At 34.7% G+C, this 19,636-nt stretch carries 17 protein-coding genes; 11 read left to right on the top strand and 6 right to left on the bottom strand.

Annotated features, from left to right (window positions below; all coding sequences use genetic code 11):
- Window positions 1-63 precede the first annotated feature (63 nt).
- On the bottom strand, window positions 64-1,665 hold the full coding sequence (locus AC4FQ3_RS12865) for an ATP-dependent DNA ligase (protein ID WP_491182099.1): 1,602 nt from the start codon (window positions 1,663-1,665) through the stop codon (window positions 64-66).
- Window positions 1,662-2,693, bottom strand: coding sequence for a ligase-associated DNA damage response exonuclease (locus AC4FQ3_RS12860; RefSeq protein ID WP_491182098.1), 1,032 nt, complete (start codon window positions 2,691-2,693; stop codon window positions 1,662-1,664). Before AC4FQ3_RS12860 ends, AC4FQ3_RS12865 begins: the two co-directional genes overlap by 4 nt.
- A 200-nt stretch (window positions 2,694-2,893) precedes the next feature.
- Here AC4FQ3_RS12860 and pruA point away from each other — a divergent pair, with 200 nt between their 5' ends.
- A complete protein-coding gene (gene pruA, locus AC4FQ3_RS12855; protein ID WP_491182097.1) occupies window positions 2,894-4,519 on the top strand; it encodes an L-glutamate gamma-semialdehyde dehydrogenase in 1,626 nt (541 codons plus the stop codon).
- A gap of 294 nt (window positions 4,520-4,813) precedes the next feature.
- A complete protein-coding gene (locus AC4FQ3_RS12850; RefSeq protein WP_042563750.1) occupies window positions 4,814-5,545 on the top strand; it encodes a hypothetical protein in 732 nt (243 codons plus the stop codon).
- 104 nt (window positions 5,546-5,649) lie between these two features.
- Here AC4FQ3_RS12850 and rsmG read toward each other — a convergent pair whose 3' ends face one another.
- Entirely contained in the window at window positions 5,650-6,279 is a 630-nt protein-coding gene (rsmG, locus tag AC4FQ3_RS12845; RefSeq protein WP_463462212.1) for a 16S rRNA (guanine(527)-N(7))-methyltransferase RsmG, read from the bottom strand.
- A gap of 107 nt (window positions 6,280-6,386) precedes the next feature.
- Between rsmG and AC4FQ3_RS12840 the strand changes: the two genes are divergently transcribed.
- Both AC4FQ3_RS12840 and AC4FQ3_RS12835 read left to right on the top strand, forming a co-directional pair.
- A complete protein-coding gene (locus AC4FQ3_RS12840; protein ID WP_491182096.1) occupies window positions 6,387-7,481 on the top strand; it encodes a fatty acid desaturase family protein in 1,095 nt (364 codons plus the stop codon).
- Between the two features lie 70 nt (window positions 7,482-7,551).
- A complete protein-coding gene (locus tag AC4FQ3_RS12835; RefSeq protein WP_491182095.1) occupies window positions 7,552-8,742 on the top strand; it encodes a pyridoxal phosphate-dependent aminotransferase in 1,191 nt (396 codons plus the stop codon).
- Window positions 8,743-8,751: 9 nt separating this feature from the next.
- Here the strand turns inward: AC4FQ3_RS12835 and AC4FQ3_RS12830 are convergent, their stop codons facing one another.
- On the bottom strand, window positions 8,752-9,858 hold the full coding sequence (locus AC4FQ3_RS12830; RefSeq protein ID WP_491182094.1) for a serine hydrolase domain-containing protein: 1,107 nt from the start codon (window positions 9,856-9,858) through the stop codon (window positions 8,752-8,754).
- Window positions 9,859-10,229: 371 nt separating this feature from the next.
- Here AC4FQ3_RS12830 and AC4FQ3_RS12825 point away from each other — a divergent pair, with 371 nt between their 5' ends.
- The 7 genes from AC4FQ3_RS12825 (at window position 10,230) to AC4FQ3_RS12795 (ending at window position 16,326) form a co-directional block, all read left to right on the top strand.
- Window positions 10,230-10,685, top strand: coding sequence for a ferritin-like domain-containing protein (locus AC4FQ3_RS12825; protein ID WP_491182093.1), 456 nt, complete (start codon window positions 10,230-10,232; stop codon window positions 10,683-10,685).
- 127 nt (window positions 10,686-10,812) lie between these two features.
- Window positions 10,813-11,325, top strand: a complete 513-nt coding sequence (locus AC4FQ3_RS12820) for a hypothetical protein (protein ID WP_491182092.1) — start codon at window positions 10,813-10,815, stop codon at window positions 11,323-11,325.
- Window positions 11,325-12,035, top strand: coding sequence for a nucleotidyl transferase AbiEii/AbiGii toxin family protein (locus AC4FQ3_RS12815; RefSeq protein WP_491182091.1), 711 nt, complete (start codon window positions 11,325-11,327; stop codon window positions 12,033-12,035). The genes AC4FQ3_RS12820 and AC4FQ3_RS12815 overlap by 1 nt, the downstream gene beginning before the upstream one ends.
- A gap of 152 nt (window positions 12,036-12,187) precedes the next feature.
- Window positions 12,188-14,062 (top strand): peptidase U32 family protein, encoded by a 1,875-nt coding sequence (locus AC4FQ3_RS12810; protein WP_491182090.1) that lies wholly within the window; start codon window positions 12,188-12,190, stop codon window positions 14,060-14,062.
- A gap of 210 nt (window positions 14,063-14,272) precedes the next feature.
- The gene (gene purT / locus AC4FQ3_RS12805; RefSeq protein WP_491182089.1) at window positions 14,273-15,433 is read left to right on the top strand and encodes a formate-dependent phosphoribosylglycinamide formyltransferase; all 1,161 of its coding nucleotides are present in this window, start codon (window positions 14,273-14,275) and stop codon (window positions 15,431-15,433) included.
- A 3-nt stretch (window positions 15,434-15,436) separates the two neighbouring features.
- Window positions 15,437-15,751, top strand: a complete 315-nt coding sequence (locus tag AC4FQ3_RS12800; protein ID WP_491182088.1) for a DUF6370 family protein — start codon at window positions 15,437-15,439, stop codon at window positions 15,749-15,751.
- Entirely contained in the window at window positions 15,751-16,326 is a 576-nt protein-coding gene (locus AC4FQ3_RS12795; protein WP_042565721.1) for a Crp/Fnr family transcriptional regulator, read from the top strand. Before AC4FQ3_RS12800 ends, AC4FQ3_RS12795 begins: the two co-directional genes overlap by 1 nt.
- A gap of 142 nt (window positions 16,327-16,468) precedes the next feature.
- Here the strand turns inward: AC4FQ3_RS12795 and aceA are convergent, their stop codons facing one another.
- Window positions 16,469-17,749: an isocitrate lyase gene (aceA, locus tag AC4FQ3_RS12790; protein WP_491182087.1), complete on the bottom strand. Its 1,281-nt coding sequence runs from the start codon at window positions 17,747-17,749 to the stop codon at window positions 16,469-16,471.
- A gap of 130 nt (window positions 17,750-17,879) precedes the next feature.
- A complete protein-coding gene (gene aceB, locus AC4FQ3_RS12785) occupies window positions 17,880-19,481 on the bottom strand; it encodes a malate synthase A (RefSeq protein WP_491182086.1) in 1,602 nt (533 codons plus the stop codon).
- Window positions 19,482-19,636: the final 155 nt, after the last annotated feature.

Raw genomic sequence — 19,636 nt, 5'->3', positions numbered from 1 at the left:
AAGTTTAGCGGTTTCCTAAAGTTTTTTTCTTTGAAACTCTGTTACTTTGTCCCTTTGAACCTTTTACGAAATCATACTTTTTAAGTCTTCAATCGAATTTGCTTCGTCAATTTTTTTATCGTGTCGCCATCTCAAAATTCTTGGAAAACGTGTTGCAACGCCGCTTTTGTGTCTTTTTGAAAGTGCGATTCCTTCAAAACCAATTTCAAAAACCAATTGTGGCGTAACACTTCGAACGGGACCAAAACGTTCTAAAGTATTTTTCTTTATGAAATCATCAACTCTTCTAAATTCGGCATCGGTTAAACCGGAATAGGCTTTTGCAAATGTTACCAGTTCTTTTTCGCCTTTATCATTGGTTTGCCAGAGCGCAAAAGTATAATCCGTAAATAAATTGGAACGTCGCCCGTGACCTCGCATGGCGTAGGTTAAAACGGCATCGATTACAAGAGGTTCAATTTTCCATTTCCACCAATCGCCTTTTTTTCTTCCTACTAAATACGCCGAATCATTTCGTTTTAACATCAAACCTTCGCTTTTCATTTCGCGGGCACGCATTCTTTCATTTGTCACATCTTCCCAGGAATGGAGCAAAACCCGTTCTGACAATTGAAAAGAAGTTGTTTTATCTTTAATTGAATCGTATAATTGTTCTAATAATAATCTTCTTTCGGCATAAGGCAAATTCCGAATATCCTGACCTTCCCATTCCAGAATGTCATAGGCTTTTAAAATTACGGGGACTTTTTCGAGTAAACTTGCTGATATGGTTTTACGTCCAATTCTGGTTTGTAAATCATTAAAAGTTCCGATTTCACCTTCTGGAAAAGCTAAAATTTCGGCATCAATTACGGTTCCATCCGGAATTAAACCAACGAAAGATTTAAACTCAGGATATTTATCCGTAACTAGCTCCTCGCCTCTTGACCAGACATAAATTTCGCTTTCGCGGATGATGGTTTGCGACCGAATTCCATCCCATTTGTGTTCTATTGACCAATCTTCGGGATTTCCCAAATTTTCCACTTCGCCTTCAATTGGATATGCGAGATAAAACGGATAGGGCTTTGATAAATAATCGCTGTTTTGTTCATCCAAAATCAATTCCTGAAAAGTGATCGTATTCGGATCCCAATTTCCCATTAATTTATACGCCAAAGCATCTTCATCAACATCTTCTGCTTTAGAAAGTGCTCTTGTCATTAATTTTTGGCTTACGCCGATTCTAAAACTTCCGGTGATTAATTTGGTAAAAACAAAGCGTTCGTAATAATTCAGCGCAAGCCAGTTTTGCTGTAAATATTCTTTTTTCTCCGGATCTGTTTTCTTTTTTAAAGCGATGATTTCCTGAAGATATTCGGTTAAACTTTTATCTGAATGTTCTTTTGTAGTTGGAATAATCAATGCAATTGTTTCTGCCAAATCTCCCACAATGTGATAACTTTCTTCAAAAAGCCATAGCGGAATATTAGCGATTTCATTTGCCCAATTTCGCAATAAAGTGGTATTGACAGGTCTCGGCGGACGACGATGTGAAAGAATGGCAATGGTCCAAACTTTATCTTCCGGTGATGCATTTTTAAAATACATCGTCAGCGCATCGACTTTTACATTCGTTTTATTCGAACTATCAAGGACTTTTATGAGTTGGGCGAAATTTTTCATTCTCGAATTTCTTTTTCGGTTTCAACTTCTCTTTCCATTTCTGCCGTTTCGCCTTCATATTGGGTTTTCTCGGTTCTGGCGTCGTATCCTATTTCTCTTAAATATTTAGAAAAAATATCGGTATAACCATGCGTGCAAATTACTTTTTCTGCGCCTGTTGCTTTTATGCTATCCAAAAGAGAATACCAATCGCAGTGATCACTCAAAACAAAACCTTTATCAATCGCACGTCGGCGTCTGGCTCCGCGAAAAGCCATCCAGCCACTTGCTGAACCTGTAACGAAAGGTGTCATTTTCCTGATCCACGTACTTCCGTGTGCGCTTGGCGGTGCGAGTACAATGTTGCCTAATAAATCTTCTTTCTTGGTTTCGTAAGTCACCAATGTTGTTGGCGGAAGATCAATTAAAGGGCGTACCACATTGGTCATATTTTCAATGGCGCCATGTGTGTAAATTGTTCCGAGATCTGTATCTAAGTATTTTAAAAGTCGTTGTGCTTTTCCTAAAGAATATCCGAACAAAATCGAAGTTTTTCCTTCTGCTTTATTTTCTGCCCACCAATTATTGATTTCTGTAATAACTTCGGCTTGCGGTGTCCAGTTAAAAGCGGGTAATCCAAAAGTGCATTCGGTTATAAAAGTGTGGCATTTCACCACTTCATACGGAACCGAGATCCCGTCGTCTTCAACTTTGTAATCGCCTGTAAAAACCCAGACTTCGCCTTTATGTTCTACTCGAATTTGTGCGCTTCCAATAATATGTCCGGCGGGATGAAAAGAAAATTTTACATTATTGATTACAAAGGTTTCGTTCCAGTCTTTTCCTGTAACATTTATTTCGCCCAAACGATGGCGAATTATAGGAATATTAGTGTGATGTGTAATATAATTTTGATGCCCCCAGCGCGCATGATCAGAATGTCCGTGTGTAATAATGGCGTTTTTTACCGGTCGCCACGGGTCGAGATAAATATCGGCCTGCTGGCAATAAATTCCGTTATCGTTAAAAGCTAAAAGGGGAATTTTCATTTCGTTACTATTTAAATATTTGAAAAAATATTTGGCGTATTTGTATCAAATTTAATTATTAAACTGCTGATGCTCTTTACAATTTAGCCCGATTTGTTTATTTAATTACAACTTTTAATATTGTGTTATGATATAATCAAAATATCCTTTGTACTTTTGTGAAAATTTAAATAATTCGTAATTTTAAATACTTACAACCCATGTTAAAAGGATTCTTTCATGTACCAAAAGCGGTAAACGAACCGGTAAAAGGTTACGCACCGAACTCACCAGAAAAAGCAGCTGTTCAGGCAGCATACACTTCAATGTGGAACTCTAAAATCGATGTTCCATTATACATTGGTAGTGAAGAAATCAAAACCGGAAATACAAAAACCATTTCAGCACCTCACGATCACAAACATATCGTAGGAACGTATCATTTAGCTGAAAAACAACATATCGAAAAAGCAATTGCAAATGCGCTTGAATCAAGAAAAGCATGGGCAAATATGGCATGGGAACAACGTGCTGCTATTTTCTTAAAAGCTTCTGAACTTATTGCAGGTCCATACAGAGCTCGTATAAATGCTGCTACTATGATTGGACAATCTAAAAATATTCACCAGGCAGAAATTGATGCTTCTTGCGAATTGATCGACTTTTTACGTTACAACGTAGAATTTATGACTCAAATATACAACGATCAGCCAAAATCTGATTCTACAGTTTGGAACCGTTTAGAATACAGACCTCTTGAAGGTTTTGTTTACGCGATTACTCCATTCAACTTTACAGCTATCGCTGCAAATCTTCCTGCAAGTGCTGCTATGATGGGTAACGTTGTTATTTGGAAACCAAGTGACAGCCAGGTATTTTCTGCAAAAGTTATTATTGATGTTTTCAAAGAAGCTGGTGTTCCTGATGGCGTTATCAACGTTGTTTTTGGAGATGCCTTAATGATTACTGATACTGTTTTGGCTAGCCGTGATTTCGCCGGAGTTCACTTTACAGGATCTACTCATGTATTTAAAGATATCTGGGCAAAAATTGGTGCCAATATTAACAACTATAAAACATATCCAAGAATCGTTGGTGAAACTGGTGGTAAAGATTTTATCATTGCGCACCCAAGTGCTAACGTAAAACAAGTTGCAACTGGAATTACTCGTGGAGCATTTGAATTTCAGGGTCAAAAATGTTCTGCAGCTTCAAGAGCTTATATTCCGCAAAGTTTATGGCCAGCTGTAAAAGAACAATTAATTGCTGATGCCAAATCTATGAAAATGGGTTCTCCGGAAGATTTCGGAAACTTTATTACAGCAGTTATTCACGAAGGTTCTTTTGATAAATTGGCGAGTTATATCGATCAGGCTAAAAAAGATGCTGATGCTGAAATCATCATTGGAGGAAACTACGATAAATCTGTAGGATACTTTATTGAGCCAACCGTTATTGTAACTACAAATCCAAAATATACTACAATGGAAACCGAATTATTCGGACCAGTTATTACTATATATGTTTACGAAGATGCAAAATGGGAAGAAACTTTAGAATTAGTTGATACTACTTCTGAATATGCTTTAACAGGAGCTGTATTTAGCCAGGATCGTTATGCTATTGAAGTAGCAACTACGAAATTGCAAAATGCTGCAGGTAACTTCTACATTAATGATAAACCAACCGGAGCAGTTGTAGGAATGCAGCCTTTTGGTGGAGCAAGAGCTTCCGGAACTAACGATAAAGCTGGTTCTGCATTGAACTTATTACGTTGGGCTTCTCCTAGAACTATTAAAGAAACTTTTGTAACTCCTGAAGATTACAGATACCCATTTTTAGGATAATACATTAGATCATCTAATTTATATAACCCACAGTTGTCTTTTGATAATTGTGGGTTTCTTTTTTAAACAACTCATTTTTAAACAATTGTAAAATTTGTAGTACTTTTCTTATGTTGTTAAAAATCAGTCACTTAACTTCTAAAAAATCCTAATTTATCATTCAAAAAACTTATAGTATGAGGTTAAAAATAAGCTAACATATAATTTTGTCAAAGTTTTAAATCACAAAGAAACAAATAGAAGAAACAGTTTTACTGATATAAAACATGACACTAATTCTAAATTAAAAAGCTTATGAAAAATTTAAAAAATGTTCCTGAAATCATTGTAAAATCAAAATGTATTGGTCACCCAATTAATTTTAAATGGACAAAAAAGAAAATAGATGCGATTTTAGATCCTTTGGAAGGAAATGAAGAACTAGAAATTGCATTAACCCAAATTAACCATAAAGCTGCTATAGGTTTAACAGCAGCTCTTTTAGAATGGGTAAATTGGCGCTTTACAGGATATACAAAAGCAGCAAATGATATCGACAGACGTATCGAAGCACTTTGGGCTTCAATTGTTAATCCTGAATATTCAAGTCCTCTTGATTTTGATACAGATTTAAACATTCCTGCAACAAATTCTGTAAACGGACCAATTTGGGTTGCTCTTATGAATGTGAAAATGGTAGATGTAAGATATAGAAAAGGATCATACTATCTTCAAAACGAACTTGTTGGTTTAGTTTTACTTGCACGTCATATTTCTCCAAAAAAGAAAGTATTTGATAAATGGTTTAGTAGTAGAATAATAGAATTAGCCCGTTTGCTTCCTTGCCAATATAGTGATGAGAATCTTGACGAAACTGACGAAGCAATTTATGATTCATCAAATGAACCTGTAATTTGCAGAGAGTTTTTCTTCGATCCTAAATTCAAATATTCTCCTGAAGCAGCAACACAATCTCTTAATGAGTTTATAGATCATTTAGATCAAAAAAGAAATTCATTTTTACAAATACAAGAAATGGCTTATTAGTTTAAATAATTTCAAATAAAAAAACCGAATCTAAAATTTAGATTCGGTTTTTTTATTATTTGAAGGTTTTCAAACTTGAAACCTGAAACTTTTGAAACAAATTTTTAAGGTTGAAACTTCAATGGTAAATGCACGACTTTTTTAGTCTCAAAAAACTCATCTTCAAAAATATCTGCCAAATCATATAATGTTGCTTTTGGAAAATCTTTTAATTCTTCTGCCAAATCTCCACCTTTAAGATATAAAATTCCATTTTTCAATGTATGCTTGTGTTGCTTTTTGATTTTATCTTTTATCCACGAAACAAAATCCGGCATATTGGTAACGGCACGACTTACAATAAAATCAAAATCTCCTTTTACCAATTCGGCACGTTTTTGTTCTGCTTTTACATTTTTCAATTCTAAAGCATCAACCACACCCTGAACCACTTTTATTTTTTTGGCTATAACATCAATTAAATAAAAACGGGTTTCAGGAAAAAGAATCGCTAACGGAATCCCGGGAAATCCTCCTCCGGTTCCAACATCAAGAACAGTTGCTCCAGGTTCAAACTTCATTATTTTTGCAATTCCAAGTGAGTGCAAAATGTGTTTTGTATATAAGGCATCAATGTCTTTTCGCGAAATAACATTGATTTTTTCATTCCAATCGTGGTATAAAAAGTCTAATTTTTGAAATTGTTCGATTTGAATGTCGGTCAAATCAGGAAAATATTTCAATATCTCATCCATTGCTCTAATTTTTTAACAAAAGTACTACTTTACGATTGAAATATTTAACTCAATTTTGCAAATTGAAAATTTATAATAATTACCTTTGAAAACTATTTAAATTAATTATGAATAACACTGCGCCTACATTTGCTAAGCAAGACAATCTGAAGTTCTTCAGAACACTTAACTCACGAGTAAACAATTACTTCAAAGAGAACAACATTCAGAAAACCGGAAACTGGAAGCTGCACTTAAAAGCCATTATTCTGTTTGCCGTTTTTTTAACGCCATACTTTTTGATATTAACTCTTGACATGCCTTTTTGGGCACAATTGTTATTAAACATTCTTATGGGAGTTGGAATGGCTGGAATAGGTATGAACGTAATGCACGATGGAAACCATGGGTCTTACTCTTCTAAATCCTGGATCAATAAAATTATGGGTGGAAGCATTTATGTTTTGGCCGGAAATGTACACAATTGGCAAGTACAACACAATGTACTTCATCATACGTATACTAATATTCACGGTCATGATGAAGATCTTGATGCCGGAAGAATTATTCGTTTTACAAAAAATGCTGAATGGCACAAATTTCATAAATTTCAACATTATTATTCTTTTTTCTTATACGGACTTTTGACTTTTAATTGGGCTTTAACGACTGATTTTAAACAAATGAAAAACTATCTGAAGAGAAAATTATCATACGGAACACCACAAAGTCCGGCTAAATTATGGACCGTTTTAGTAATAACAAAAATAATTTATGTTTTAATCTGGATGGTTTTACCAATGGTTTTAGGTGTACCATGGTGGAAAGTTGTTATTGGCTTTTTCGTAATGCATTATGTTGCGGGATTAATTTTAAGTGTCGTTTTTCAATTAGCACACGTAATTGAGGAAACTTCAAATCCGGTTCCAAATGAAAACGGCGAAATGGAAAATACATGGGCCATTCACCAATTATATACAACGGCTAATTTTGCTCCAAAAAACAAAATAATCAACTGGTTTACCGGTGGTTTAAATCACCAGATAGAGCATCATATTTTTCCAAATATCAGTCACATTCACTACGGAAAAATTGCTGAAATTGTAAAACAAACTGCAAAAGAATGCAACTTGCCTTATCATGAATTCAGAACCATGAGAGGAGCTGTTATAGCACATTACAAGCACTTAAAAGATCTTGGAATGAAACCGGAACTAGCATAAAAATCAAAAATCTATTAATAATTAACCTTCCTTAATTAAGTTGAAATTAAGGACATTCAAAATTTTTATAATGAATCATATTCTTTCAGACAGAATTAACAACTTAGCGACATCACAAACCTTAGCAATGGCTGCTTTAGCACGTGAATTAAAATCGCAGGGAAAAGACATTATCAGTTTAAGTTTAGGTGAGCCAGACTTTAATACACCAGATTTTATTAAAGAAGCCGTTAAAAAAGCAGTTGACGAAAATTACAGCACCTATTCTCCGGTAGAAGGTTATTTAGAATTGAGAGAAGCTATTTGCAGAAAATTCAAAAGAGATAATAATTTAGAGTACAAACCAACTCAAATTGTAGTTTCTACAGGAGCAAAACAATCTTTATATAATATTGCACAAGTAATGTTAAATGATGGTGACGAGGTTATCTTACCAGCACCTTACTGGGTTTCTTATTTCGAAATTGTAAAATTGTCTGGCGGAGTTCCTGTTGAGGTTCCAACGTCTGTAGATACTGATTTTAAAATTACACCAGCACAATTAGAAGCTGCCATTACACCAAAAACAAAAATGATGTGGTTCAGTTCTCCTTGTAACCCATCTGGATCTGTGTACAGCAGAGAAGAATTAACAGCTCTTGCAAAAGTTTTAGAAAAACACCCAAATATATATGTAGTTGCCGATGAAATTTATGAGCACATTAATTTCTCAGGAACTTTCTGCAGTATCGGTTCAATTCCTGGAATGTTTGAAAGAACAATTACGGTAAACGGAGTGGCAAAAGCATTTGCTATGACAGGATACAGAATTGGTTATATTGGTGCGCCGGAATTCATTGCAAAAGCATGTACAAAAATTCAGGGGCAAGTAACTTCAGGAGCAAACTCTGTGGCGCAACGTGCTACAATTACTGCTGTTGATGCAGATCCTAGCGTATTAAACCACATGGTTAAGGCTTTCCACGAACGCAGAGATTTGGTTGTTGATTTATTAAAAGAAATTCCGGGAGTAAAAATCAACGTTCCAGAAGGAGCATTTTATGTTTTCCCAGACGTTTCTTCTTTCTTCGGAAAAACATTAAAAGGAACAGAAATTAAAGATGCAAATGATTTATCAATGTATCTTTTAGGTGAAGCAAACGTTGCAACTGTAACAGGAGACGCTTTTGGAAATCCAAACTGTATCCGTTTCTCTTACGCAACAAGTAACGATATATTAAAAGAAGCTTTACGCAGAATCAAAGAAGCTTTGGCTGTGTAATCTTTATAATTAATTATACAAAAAGGGTGTTTCACAGCACCCTTTTTTATTACCCGTTATTGCAAATACTAAAGCAGCAATATCTCTCGTAAGCGCGGTTGGCGAATTACAATCGCAATTGCTCAATCCTATTACATAAACCTGTTCACTAGGTTCATAAACTCCCATTGATTTAAAACCGAAAATACTGCCTCCATGCTCACGTACCAATTTCCCGTTTAAATCTTTTATATGCCAGCCATATCCATAATCAATTTTACTGCCATCCTTTAAAGTATAATTCGTAAACGCTTTTTCGGCAATTTTTGAGCTAATTAATTGATTAGAATCAATTGCATTTTGCCATTTTAGCATATCATCTACATTAGACATAATTGAACCAGAAGCATATGGTATTGAAAAACTAATATAATTTGCATTCACAACTCCGTCTCTGTTACGATAACCAGAAACCCTGTTTTTTATTATTTTATCATGACTTGCATAATAACTGTTGTTCATCCCGATTTTTTCGAAAATATGATTCCGTATAAAATCTTCATAAGTTTGACCAGACACAATTTCAAGAATATATCCTAAAACAACATATCCTGAATTACAATACTTAAACTGTTCTCCCGGTTTAAAATCTATTGGTTCATTTTTAAAAAAATCAACTAATTCTTTTGGAGACAAATCCTCTCTGGCAATATTTTTTATAGCTTTCATACTCGTAAAATCTTTAATTCCAGAAGTGTGTGTCAATAAATGATGTATCGTAATAACATTTCCGTTGGTTGGATAATTAGGAATAAATTTCGTGATATCATCATCCAGTTTAATCTTGCCTTGTTCTACCAGCATTAGGATTGAAACAGCCGTGAATTGTTTGGTCATAGATCCAATTTCAAAAACAAACTCAGACTGCATTTTAATATTCATTTCCAAATTCGCCATTCCAAACGCTTTTCTGTAAACCACTTTTCCTTTCTTAGCAACTAAAAAAACTGCTCCCGGACCATCGGGTTTAAATTTCTCGTTTACCAGCTTATCTATTTTTGATTCTAAATTTTGACTAAAAGCAGCCGAATAGAATATTAGAAAAAACACCATGTACACTTTAAAAATTGATTTCATTTTTACTATTAATTAATGATTTGATCTACTTTTGACGACATCATGATCAGCTTGGTTACAAAAACAAATAGCACTTAAATATTTTGGGCGTGTTTCGCCGCGGCGGGTCGGGCTATTCGCTACAAGTCCTCGCACTTCCTTCGTCAGGCTGTGGACTTTCCGCTGCTATCCCTCACGCAAACGGTAACAACCAATTTTCGTTTTAAAAAATCAAATTAAATCTGTCTAATCTGCTAAATCTGCGTGAGAAATAAATTTTCCTTTCAAAATTCCCATTCCACAATCTTATAAACACACATTGTAATTCTATAAGAATTAAGGCGTTATAAAATCCCAACTTTGTATTATACATTAATTTAAAAATTAAAGTCATGACACATACAGATGAAACAACAACAGAAGCAGTAAGTACATTAAACGGATTAATTTCTATTTTAGAAGATGGAAAACTGGGTTATACAAACGCCGCAGAACATGTAGAAAATCACGCAATCAAAGCTGAATTTTTGGATTATGCCCGTGAAAGAGCCTTATTTATTGTTGAATTACAAGATGAAATCAACAAACTAGGAAAATCAACAGATACTTCCGGAGGCGGACCATTAGGAGCTTTACACCGCGCATGGATTGATATTAAATCATCCTTTACAAGCGGAGATACAGAAGCGATTGTAAATGCCTGCGTAACAGGAGAAGAAGCTGCTGTTGAAAAATATAAAATGGCTTTAGAGAAAAACGAATTAGATGGAAATCAAATCGCAATTGTTTCTAAACAATTAAACAGTATTCAAAGCACATTGGATAGAATTAAAATGAAATCGAATTAATATCTAAGATATTTGTTCTTTCAAAGAAAACCTTCTCAGTTTAATATAATCGAGAAGGTTTTTTTGTTTTCAATAGATATTTTTAATTAAATTTGCGAATCGCGAATCGCGAATTAAAAATATGGTTATGAAAAAACATAATGGAATGCGACCTCATGATATAGTTATATTATTAAAAATAATTAGCTATGGTCACGAAAATTGGCTGATGAAAGATTTAGGTTATGATCTGTATATTAGCTTAAGTGAAATTAGCGAATCACTAAATAGAAGTGTGCTTAGTGGCTTAATTTCTAGCAATAAAAAGAGAATTATGAAATCTTCCTTATTGGATTTTCTTATTTTTGGATTAAAATATGTTTTTCCTCAAAAGCCAGGTCCCTTGGTCAGAGGCATTAAAACCTCGCATAGTTCATTACCATTATCAAATATAATTTTAAGCGAAGAAATTTATGTTTGGCCTTATTCGGAAGGAAACAGCAGAGGGTTTTCTATAGAACCTCTACATCCTAATGTTCCTAAAGCCTGCATTAAAGATCCTAATCTACACGAATTATTATCATTGGTTGATGCAATAAGGTTAGGCAATAAAAGAGAATTTAATATTGCGGTGGAAGAATTAAAACAAAGAATTTCGTAATGAAAAATACAATTATAAATAAACAAATTATCAATAAGATTTCTAACGCTTTAGGTGAATTAAACAATGAAGTCATTTTTGTAGGAGGAGCAACTGTAAGTTTATACATTAATGATGAAGCTGCCGAAGATGTAAGACCAACTAAAGATATAGACATCAGTGTAAGTGTAGCAACCATTAATGAGCTTGAAGATATAAGAGAAAGATTGGCTTCTAAAGGATTTTTACAATCCGCAGAATTAGATGTAATTTGCAGATTTAAATTTGAAGACATATTAGTCGATGTTATGAATACAAACCCAATTTCATGGGCACCAGCAAATAAATGGTTCAAAAAAGGATTTGAAAATATGGAGGGAATTAAAATTGAACAAAACACAATTCAAATTATGCCCTTCAATTATTTTTTAGCAAGTAAATTTACTGCATACGAAGATCGAGGTGGTAATGATCCCCGATTTAGTCACGATATAGAAGACATTACTTATATTTTGGACAATAGAAAAGATTGGGAAAATTTATTAATAAACGAAAAGGACGAAGAAGTTAAAATCTATATTATTAAAAATCTAAAATTGATAAAAGAAAACTCAAAATTTCAAGAAGCCTTTTTAGGTAATTTATTCTATGAATCAGCAGAAGAACGTTTCAAATTAATTTTAAATAAAATTGATTCTGTATTAAATTATTTTTCTACTACTTTAAAATAATCTATTACCTTTTTTGCTAAATCAAAATACAATCATTCCATATAACCTAACTATTTCAAAAAAAGTCCTTTCAGCATTAGTTAACTTGGAATATTTATAAGAACTTTGCAAACTTTTTTCCGTGAATACCACAAAAGCCTAAAGTTCTAAAAATGAAGAAGAAAATTGAAATATTAGCTCCTGCTAAAGATTTAATTGGAGGAATGTCCGCCATCAATAGTGGCGCCGATGCAGTTTATATTGGTGCACCGCAATTTGGCGCGCGCTCAAATGCCAACAATTCTATTGAAGATGTTGCCGCATTAGTACAATATGCACACTTATTTAACGCTCAGGTTTTTGTGGTAATGAATACCATTTTGTACGACAACGAACTAGAAACGTGTCGCCAAATGATTTGGGAATTATACGAAATTGGTGTTGATGCACTGATTATTCAGGATATGGCGATTATGGAAATGGAGCTTCCTCCTATCGTACTTCACGCCAGCACACAAGCCAACAATCGTGATGCCGATAAAATTAAATTCCTTAAAGATGCGGGAATCAAACGTGTGGTTTTAGCACGTGAATTAAACCTGCATCAAATTAAAACAATATACGACGAGGCAGATGTTGAACTAGAATTTTTCGTAACCGGAGCATTATGTGTTTCGTTTAGTGGAAACTGCTATATGAGTGTGGCCAACGGAGAACGCAGCGCCAACCGTGGTTCTTGCGCTCAAAACTGTCGTTTGCCTTATAACTTAATAGATGGAAATGGAGAAACTTTAATCAAAAACAGTCACTTACTTTCTATTAAAGATTTAGATATTTCAGATCAGATTCCAAATTTAATTGAAGCCGGAATTGTTTCTTTTAAAATTGAAGGAAGATTAAAAGATGTTGTTTATGTAAAAAACAACGTGTCGTTTTTACGTCAAAAATTAGACAGTTTCTTAGAAGGCGAAGGAAGCGATAAATACATGAAAGCTTCATCAGGAACTTGTACCTATACTTTCGATTCTTCTCTGAGCAGAACTTTCAACCGCGGTTATACTGACTATTTTGTAAATGATAGAAATCATAGTATCGGATCTTGGGAAAGCCCGAAATCAAAAGGACAATATATTGGTAAATTAATCCGAACTATTGGAAACGCTTACGAAATCGAAAACGGTGAATTTTTAAACAACGGTGACGGACTTTGTTTCATCAACGAAAATAACGAAGCTGACGGAATTTATGTAAACAAAGCCGAAAACGGAAAAATATATCCAAACGTTTTAAAAGAAATAAAAGACGGAACTTTTATTTACCGAAATAACGACGCTGCTTTCATTAAAATTGTAGAAAGAGAAGATAGTGCTGTTCGAAAAATCAGTACAACTTTATTGCTTACAGAAAATGAAAACGGTTTTGAATTAATCGCAACCGATGAAGATGGAAACGTAAGTATCGTAAATTTAGATCATTCAAAAGAGCAGACTAAAACGGGCGAATCAATCGAAGAAAACATCAAAACGCAATTGGCAAAAACAGGTTTTACACCTTATACAGCTAATGAAATTAATGTAATGTTTTCTCAAAACTGGTTCCTTCCTATTTCAAAAATCAACGAAATGAGAAGAACTGTTTACGATCAGTTAACCGAAATTCGTTTGAAAAATTACAAACGCGAAGAACATCAATTGGTAAAAACGTCACATCCATATCCTGAAACCAAACTAGATTTCATGTACAACGTTTCGAACAAAACGGCTCGTAAATTCTACGAACGTCACGGCGTAACAGAAATCGAAAAAGCATTCGAATTGCAATGGGATCCTGGAAAATCTCGTGTAATGACAACAAAATATTGCATTAAATACGAATTAAAAAAATGCCCAATACATCAAAAAGACATAATGGGTGTTAAAGTAAAAGAACCATTGGTTTTAAAACAAGGCGAGCTTGAATACAAACTAAAATTCAACTGTAAACCTTGTGAAATGGAAATCTGGGAAAAAGATGCCGAATTCGAAATTGAAGAAGATCATTTTCATTAAGAATATTTAACCGCAAGGTTCGCAAGGAATTACGCAAGGTTCACAAAGGTTTATTTTAAATCTTTGCGAGCCTTTTATTATTTAGTTACACACAAAATAAGGACTTTGCGCTCTTCGCGTAGGCCTTAGCGAACTTTGCGGTTAAAATTAATTAGAACAAAAAAACATTTTTCCCTACTTTTACTATTCCAAAATTCAAACTTTCCCCCTATGAAAATACTACTCCTCGGTTCAGGTGAGTTAGGCAAAGAATTTGTCATTGCCGCGCAACGAATCGGTCAAACCATAATTGCAGTTGATAGTTACGAAAATGCTCCCGCAATGCAGGTTGCACACGGTTTTGAAGTCATCAACATGCTCGATGGCGAAGCTTTAGACAAAATAGTAGCCAAACACAAACCCGATTTTATAGTTCCGGAAATAGAAGCTATTCGTACCGAACGTTTTTACGATTACGAGAAACAAGGAATTACAGTTATTCCTTCAGCGAAAGCAGCCAACTTTACAATGAATCGTAAAGCTATTCGTGATTTAGCAGCCAAAGAATTAGGTTTAAAAACAGCCAAATATCAATACGCTACTTCGGCAGAAGAACTGCAAAAAGCCGTTCAGGAAGTTGGAATCCCGTGTGTTGTAAAACCATTAATGTCTTCATCAGGAAAAGGACAATCGACTATAAAAACCGAAAGTGATATCGAAAAAGCATGGCAATATGCCGTTGCGGGTTCACGTGGAGATGTTATCGAAGTTATTGTTGAAGCTTTTGTTGATTTTCATTCTGAAATTACGCTTTTGACTATTACTCAAAATAATAACCCAACCTTATTTTGTGCGCCAATTGGTCACCGACAAGAACGCGGCGATTATCAGGAAAGCTGGCAACCTGCTTTAGTTTCAGAAAAAGACTTGTACGAAGCGCAGGATATGGCTGAAAAAATTACCGAAGCACTTGGTGGAGCAGGGCTTTTTGGCGTTGAATTTTTCCTGACCAATGAAGGCGTTTATTTCTCAGAACTTTCTCCTCGCCCACACGATACAGGAATGGTAACTTTGGCCGGAACACAAAATTTCAATGAATTCGAATTGCACTTGCGTGCGATTTTAAGTTTACCTATTTCCGAAATTACACTAGAAAAAGCCGGAGCAAGCGCTGTAATTTTAGCTTCAGAAGATTCTGCAAATCCAACCTTTACCGGAATTGAAAAAGTAGCGGCTTTACCAAAAACTGATTTTAGGATTTTTGGCAAACCAACATCAAGACCATACCGCAGAATGGGAGTTGTTTTAAGCAACGATTCATTAGCAACACCAATTGAAGAAATCATAGAAAGAGCAAAAAAAACAGCAACACTTATAACTGTAAATTCTTAAAAAATGAAAAAAATACTATTTATGATTTTCCTGTTTATCGGAATTTCAATTCAGGCACAAACTAAAGTAATTGATAAACCTCAAATTGTTGAAGCATCTTGCGGAGAATGCCAGTTTGGAATGAAAGGCAAGAGCTGCGATTTAGCTGTTAGAATTGACGGAAAAACATATTTCGTTGACGGAACAACTATTCACGATCACGGCGACGCACATGCTGAAGACGGATTTTGTAATGCTATTAGAAAAGCTTCTGTAACGGGAACAATCGAAAAAAACCGTTTTAAAGCAACTTCATTCACTTTGATAAAAGAAAAATAATGGAGTTGATTCTTGAAAACATTGCTAAGCATGTTTCTTTAACAGCAGAGGAACAAGCGCTTTTTTTATCCAAATTAGAAACAAACATTTACAAACCTAAAACTATCTTATTGAATGCCGGCGAAATCTGCAAACATTCGTATTTTGTAAATTCCGGAATTTTAAGAAGTTTCAATATTAATGACAATATTGTTGAACATGTTTTATCGTTTGCCTGCGAAGGCTGGTGGATGAGCGATATGTACAGCTTTTTTTCTCAAAAACCGGGGCAGCTTTTTATTGAAGTTTTAGAAGAAGCTGAAGTGGTTTCTTTATCCAAGGAAAATCAGGAACAATTGTATCTGGAGATTCCAAAACTGGAACGTTTTTTCAGGATTTTAATTGAAAACTCATTAGTTGCCAATCAGCAAAGATTAATGGATAACTTAAGTTTACCAGCCGAAGAAAGGTTTGAAAAGTTTTGTACCAAATACGGAACATTGGTTCACAAAGTTCCGCAAAAACAAATTGCTTCTTTCATTGGTGTAACGCCCGAATTTTTCAGCAAAATGAAAGCCAGGCTTTTGAAAAAATAAAAATAATTTCACCATTAAGATATATTAAGTTTCATTAAGAGAAAAGCTTAATATTCTTAATTAAACCTAAAACTTAATTTTCTTAATATCTTAATGGTAAAAAAAATAAAAACCAGTTCAAATGAACTGGTTTTTTATTGAATTAAAATTGCTCAACCTCTGTAGAATGCTTCATTGCTGTTGTTGTTGATTTTCCAATTGTTACAGTGTTTTGAACCGCATCAAAATAAGAAGTTCCCACAAAAGCCTGATGTTTTACAGCTCTAAATCCGTTTTTCTGCAAAGCAAATTCGCGTTCCTGTAATTCAGAATAACCAGCCATTCCGCGTTCTTTGTAGGCTTTAGACAATTCAAACATACTTGTATTCAAAGCATGGAAGCCCGCCAAAGTAATGAACTGGAATTTATATCCCATTGCCGCCAAGTCTTCTCTAAAAGTTTCCATTTCGGCAACAGATAATTTTGCAGCCCAATTAAATGAAGGCGAACAATTATATGCCAACATTTTATCTGGAAATTCTTTTCGCATTGCATCGGCAAATTTCTTCGCATAAACCAAATCTGGGTTACTCGTTTCCATCCAAATTAAATCGGCGTAAGGAGCGTAACTTAATCCTCTTGCAATTCCCTGATCGATTCCGTTTTTTACATAAAAGAAACCTTCGTTTGTTTTTTCTCCTGTAATAAATTTAGCATCTCTTGGGTCGGCATCGCTGGTTAATAAATTAGCTGCGTCAGCATCTGTTCTGGCAACTATTAAAGTCGAAACTCCCATAACATCCGAAGCTAAACGTGCCGCAATCAGTTTATTAATAGCTTCTTGTGTTGGTACCAAAACTTTTCCGCCTAAATGACCGCATTTTTTAGCAGAACTTAATTGGTCTTCAAAATGAACTCCAGATGCTCCGGCTTCAATCATTGATTTCATCAATTCAAAAGCATTCAGATTTCCGCCAAAACCAGCTTCGGCGTCGGCCACAATCGGAACCAGATAATCTTTTTTATCTTGAACCTCATTTACAACCTGAATCTGATCAGCGCGCAATAAGGCGTTATTAATTTTTTTAACTACAATCGGCACACTATTTACCGGATAAAGCGATTGATCCGGGTACATTTCTCCTGCCAAATTTGCATCTGCCGCAACCTGCCAGCCACTTAAATAAATGGCCTCTAAACCAGCATCGACTTCCTGAATCGCCTGATTTCCTGTCAATGCGCCCAACCCAGCTACATAATCCTGACTTTTTAACTTTTTCCATAATTTTTGCGCTCCCATTTTGGCAATAGAATGCTCAATTTGATAAGAACCCTGAAGCGTCACTACTTCTGTGGCAGTATAGGGGCGTTCAACACCTTTCCATCTCGGGTTCGTAATCCAATCGTTAATCAATTCCTGAATTCTGTCTTCTGTTGTTTTCATAAATAATATAGTTAAGTTGGTTAGTAAAGCATTTCATTCAAATTAAAAATTGAGAATTAAAAATATTTTTTTCACGCAGATTTAGCAGATAGTGCAGATTTTTAATTTTTAATTCCAAATTTTTAATTATCTAAAGGTATTTGTAACACGGAATCGTCAAAAAGTCAACAAAATCAGTATTTACAACTAATCTTTCTAAAACTTTTTCGGCTAAAGGAAATTGACGTTTTTCGTAATTTTCTTCTCCTAATTCCGATTTAATTTTCTGATATTCATCTAAAGCCAATTCGTGATAATAAGCCAGATTCAAAATTTTGCCATTATCCAAAGTCACTTTATTCTGGAGCCATTGCCACAATTGCGATCTCGAAATTTCTGCCGTTGCTGCATCTTCCATCAAGTTATGCAAAGCCGCTGCACCTTGACCGTTCAGCCATGAAGCCAAATACAAAACACCTACATTGATATTTTTTCGAACACCGTTTTCTGTAATGATCCCAATTGGCGGTTCCAGCAAATCTTCTTCCGTAATTTTTCGATATTCTCTTTTAATATGAATTTGATTCGGAGTTGGCATTCCGGCATCAAAAACTGATTTTGCTAAAGAAACTAAATCCGGATGCGCCACCCAGGTTCCGTCGTGACCATTTTTTACCTCGCGTTCTTTATCTGTTTTTACTTTTGCGAAAGCGATGGCATTCGCTTCTTCATCATTTTTAATCGGAATTTGAGCTGCCATTCCGCCAATTGCGTGAATTCCACGTTTGTGACATCTCTGGATTACCAGATTTGAATACGCATTCATAAAAGGCGAAGTCATGTTTACCTGATCGCGATCCGGAACAATGAATTTTGGGTTCTTACCGAATTTCTTTATGTAAGAGAAAATATAATCCCAACGACCGCAATTCAAGCCAACAATATGTTCTTTCAATTCGTAGATAATTTCATCTAATTGAAAACTGGCTGTTATCGTTTCAATTAAAACCGTCACTTTTATAGTTCCTCTTTTCAGTCTTAAATAATTTTCGGTAAAATCAATTACGTTATTCCACCAGCGTGCTTCCAGATAATGCTCCAATTTTGGAATATAGAAATACGGTCCGGAATTGTTCTCCAATAATTTTTTATGATTATGGAAAACGTACAGCCCAAAATCTACCAAAGAACCCGAAACTTCTTTTCCATCAATTAAAAGATGTTTTTCAGGCAAATGCAATCCTCTTGGACGAACGATCAGCGTTGCGATTTTTTCATTTAACTGATACGATTTATTTTTAACCGAATCTGTATAAGAAATCGTTTTATTGACAGCATCAATTAAATTCATTTGACCTTCCATCAAATTTTGCCAGGTTGGCGAAGTACTATCTTCAAAATCAGCCATAAAAGTCTTTGCTCCTGAATTCAGCGCGTTGATAATCATTTTACGATCAACCGGACCGGTAATTTCTACTCTTCTGTCCAACAAATCCTTCGGAATTTCTCCAGCCACCCAATTACTTTCTCTGACGGTTTTGGTATCTGAAGGAAAAGAAGGCATAATACCCAGATTCAAAGCGACTTGTTTTTGGTCACGTTGTAATAACAACAATTTGCGTTGCGCTTCAAATTTTCGATGCAATTCTGTTATAAAAACAATTGCTTCTTCTGTCCAAATTGCTGGATAAGAAAACTTTTTTTCGGCTAAAAATTCCATTGCCGTCTCGGTAATTTCTAATTGGTTTTTCATAGCTGTGGATTTTATTTTATTAGTGAAAATCAAAATCGTTATTCAAATTATATTCTCTTCAAAAAAACATTCACGATAACAATCTGATATCTAATAATTTCTACACCACAATATTAGAAAAAAGTTTTTTACAAAACAAGCGAACGTTCGCTAAA

Source organism: Flavobacterium sp. AK-345 (genome assembly GCF_058310175.1).
The sequence above is the reverse complement of the archived record's forward strand: the minus strand, read 5'-3'. Positions and strand labels throughout refer to the sequence as shown.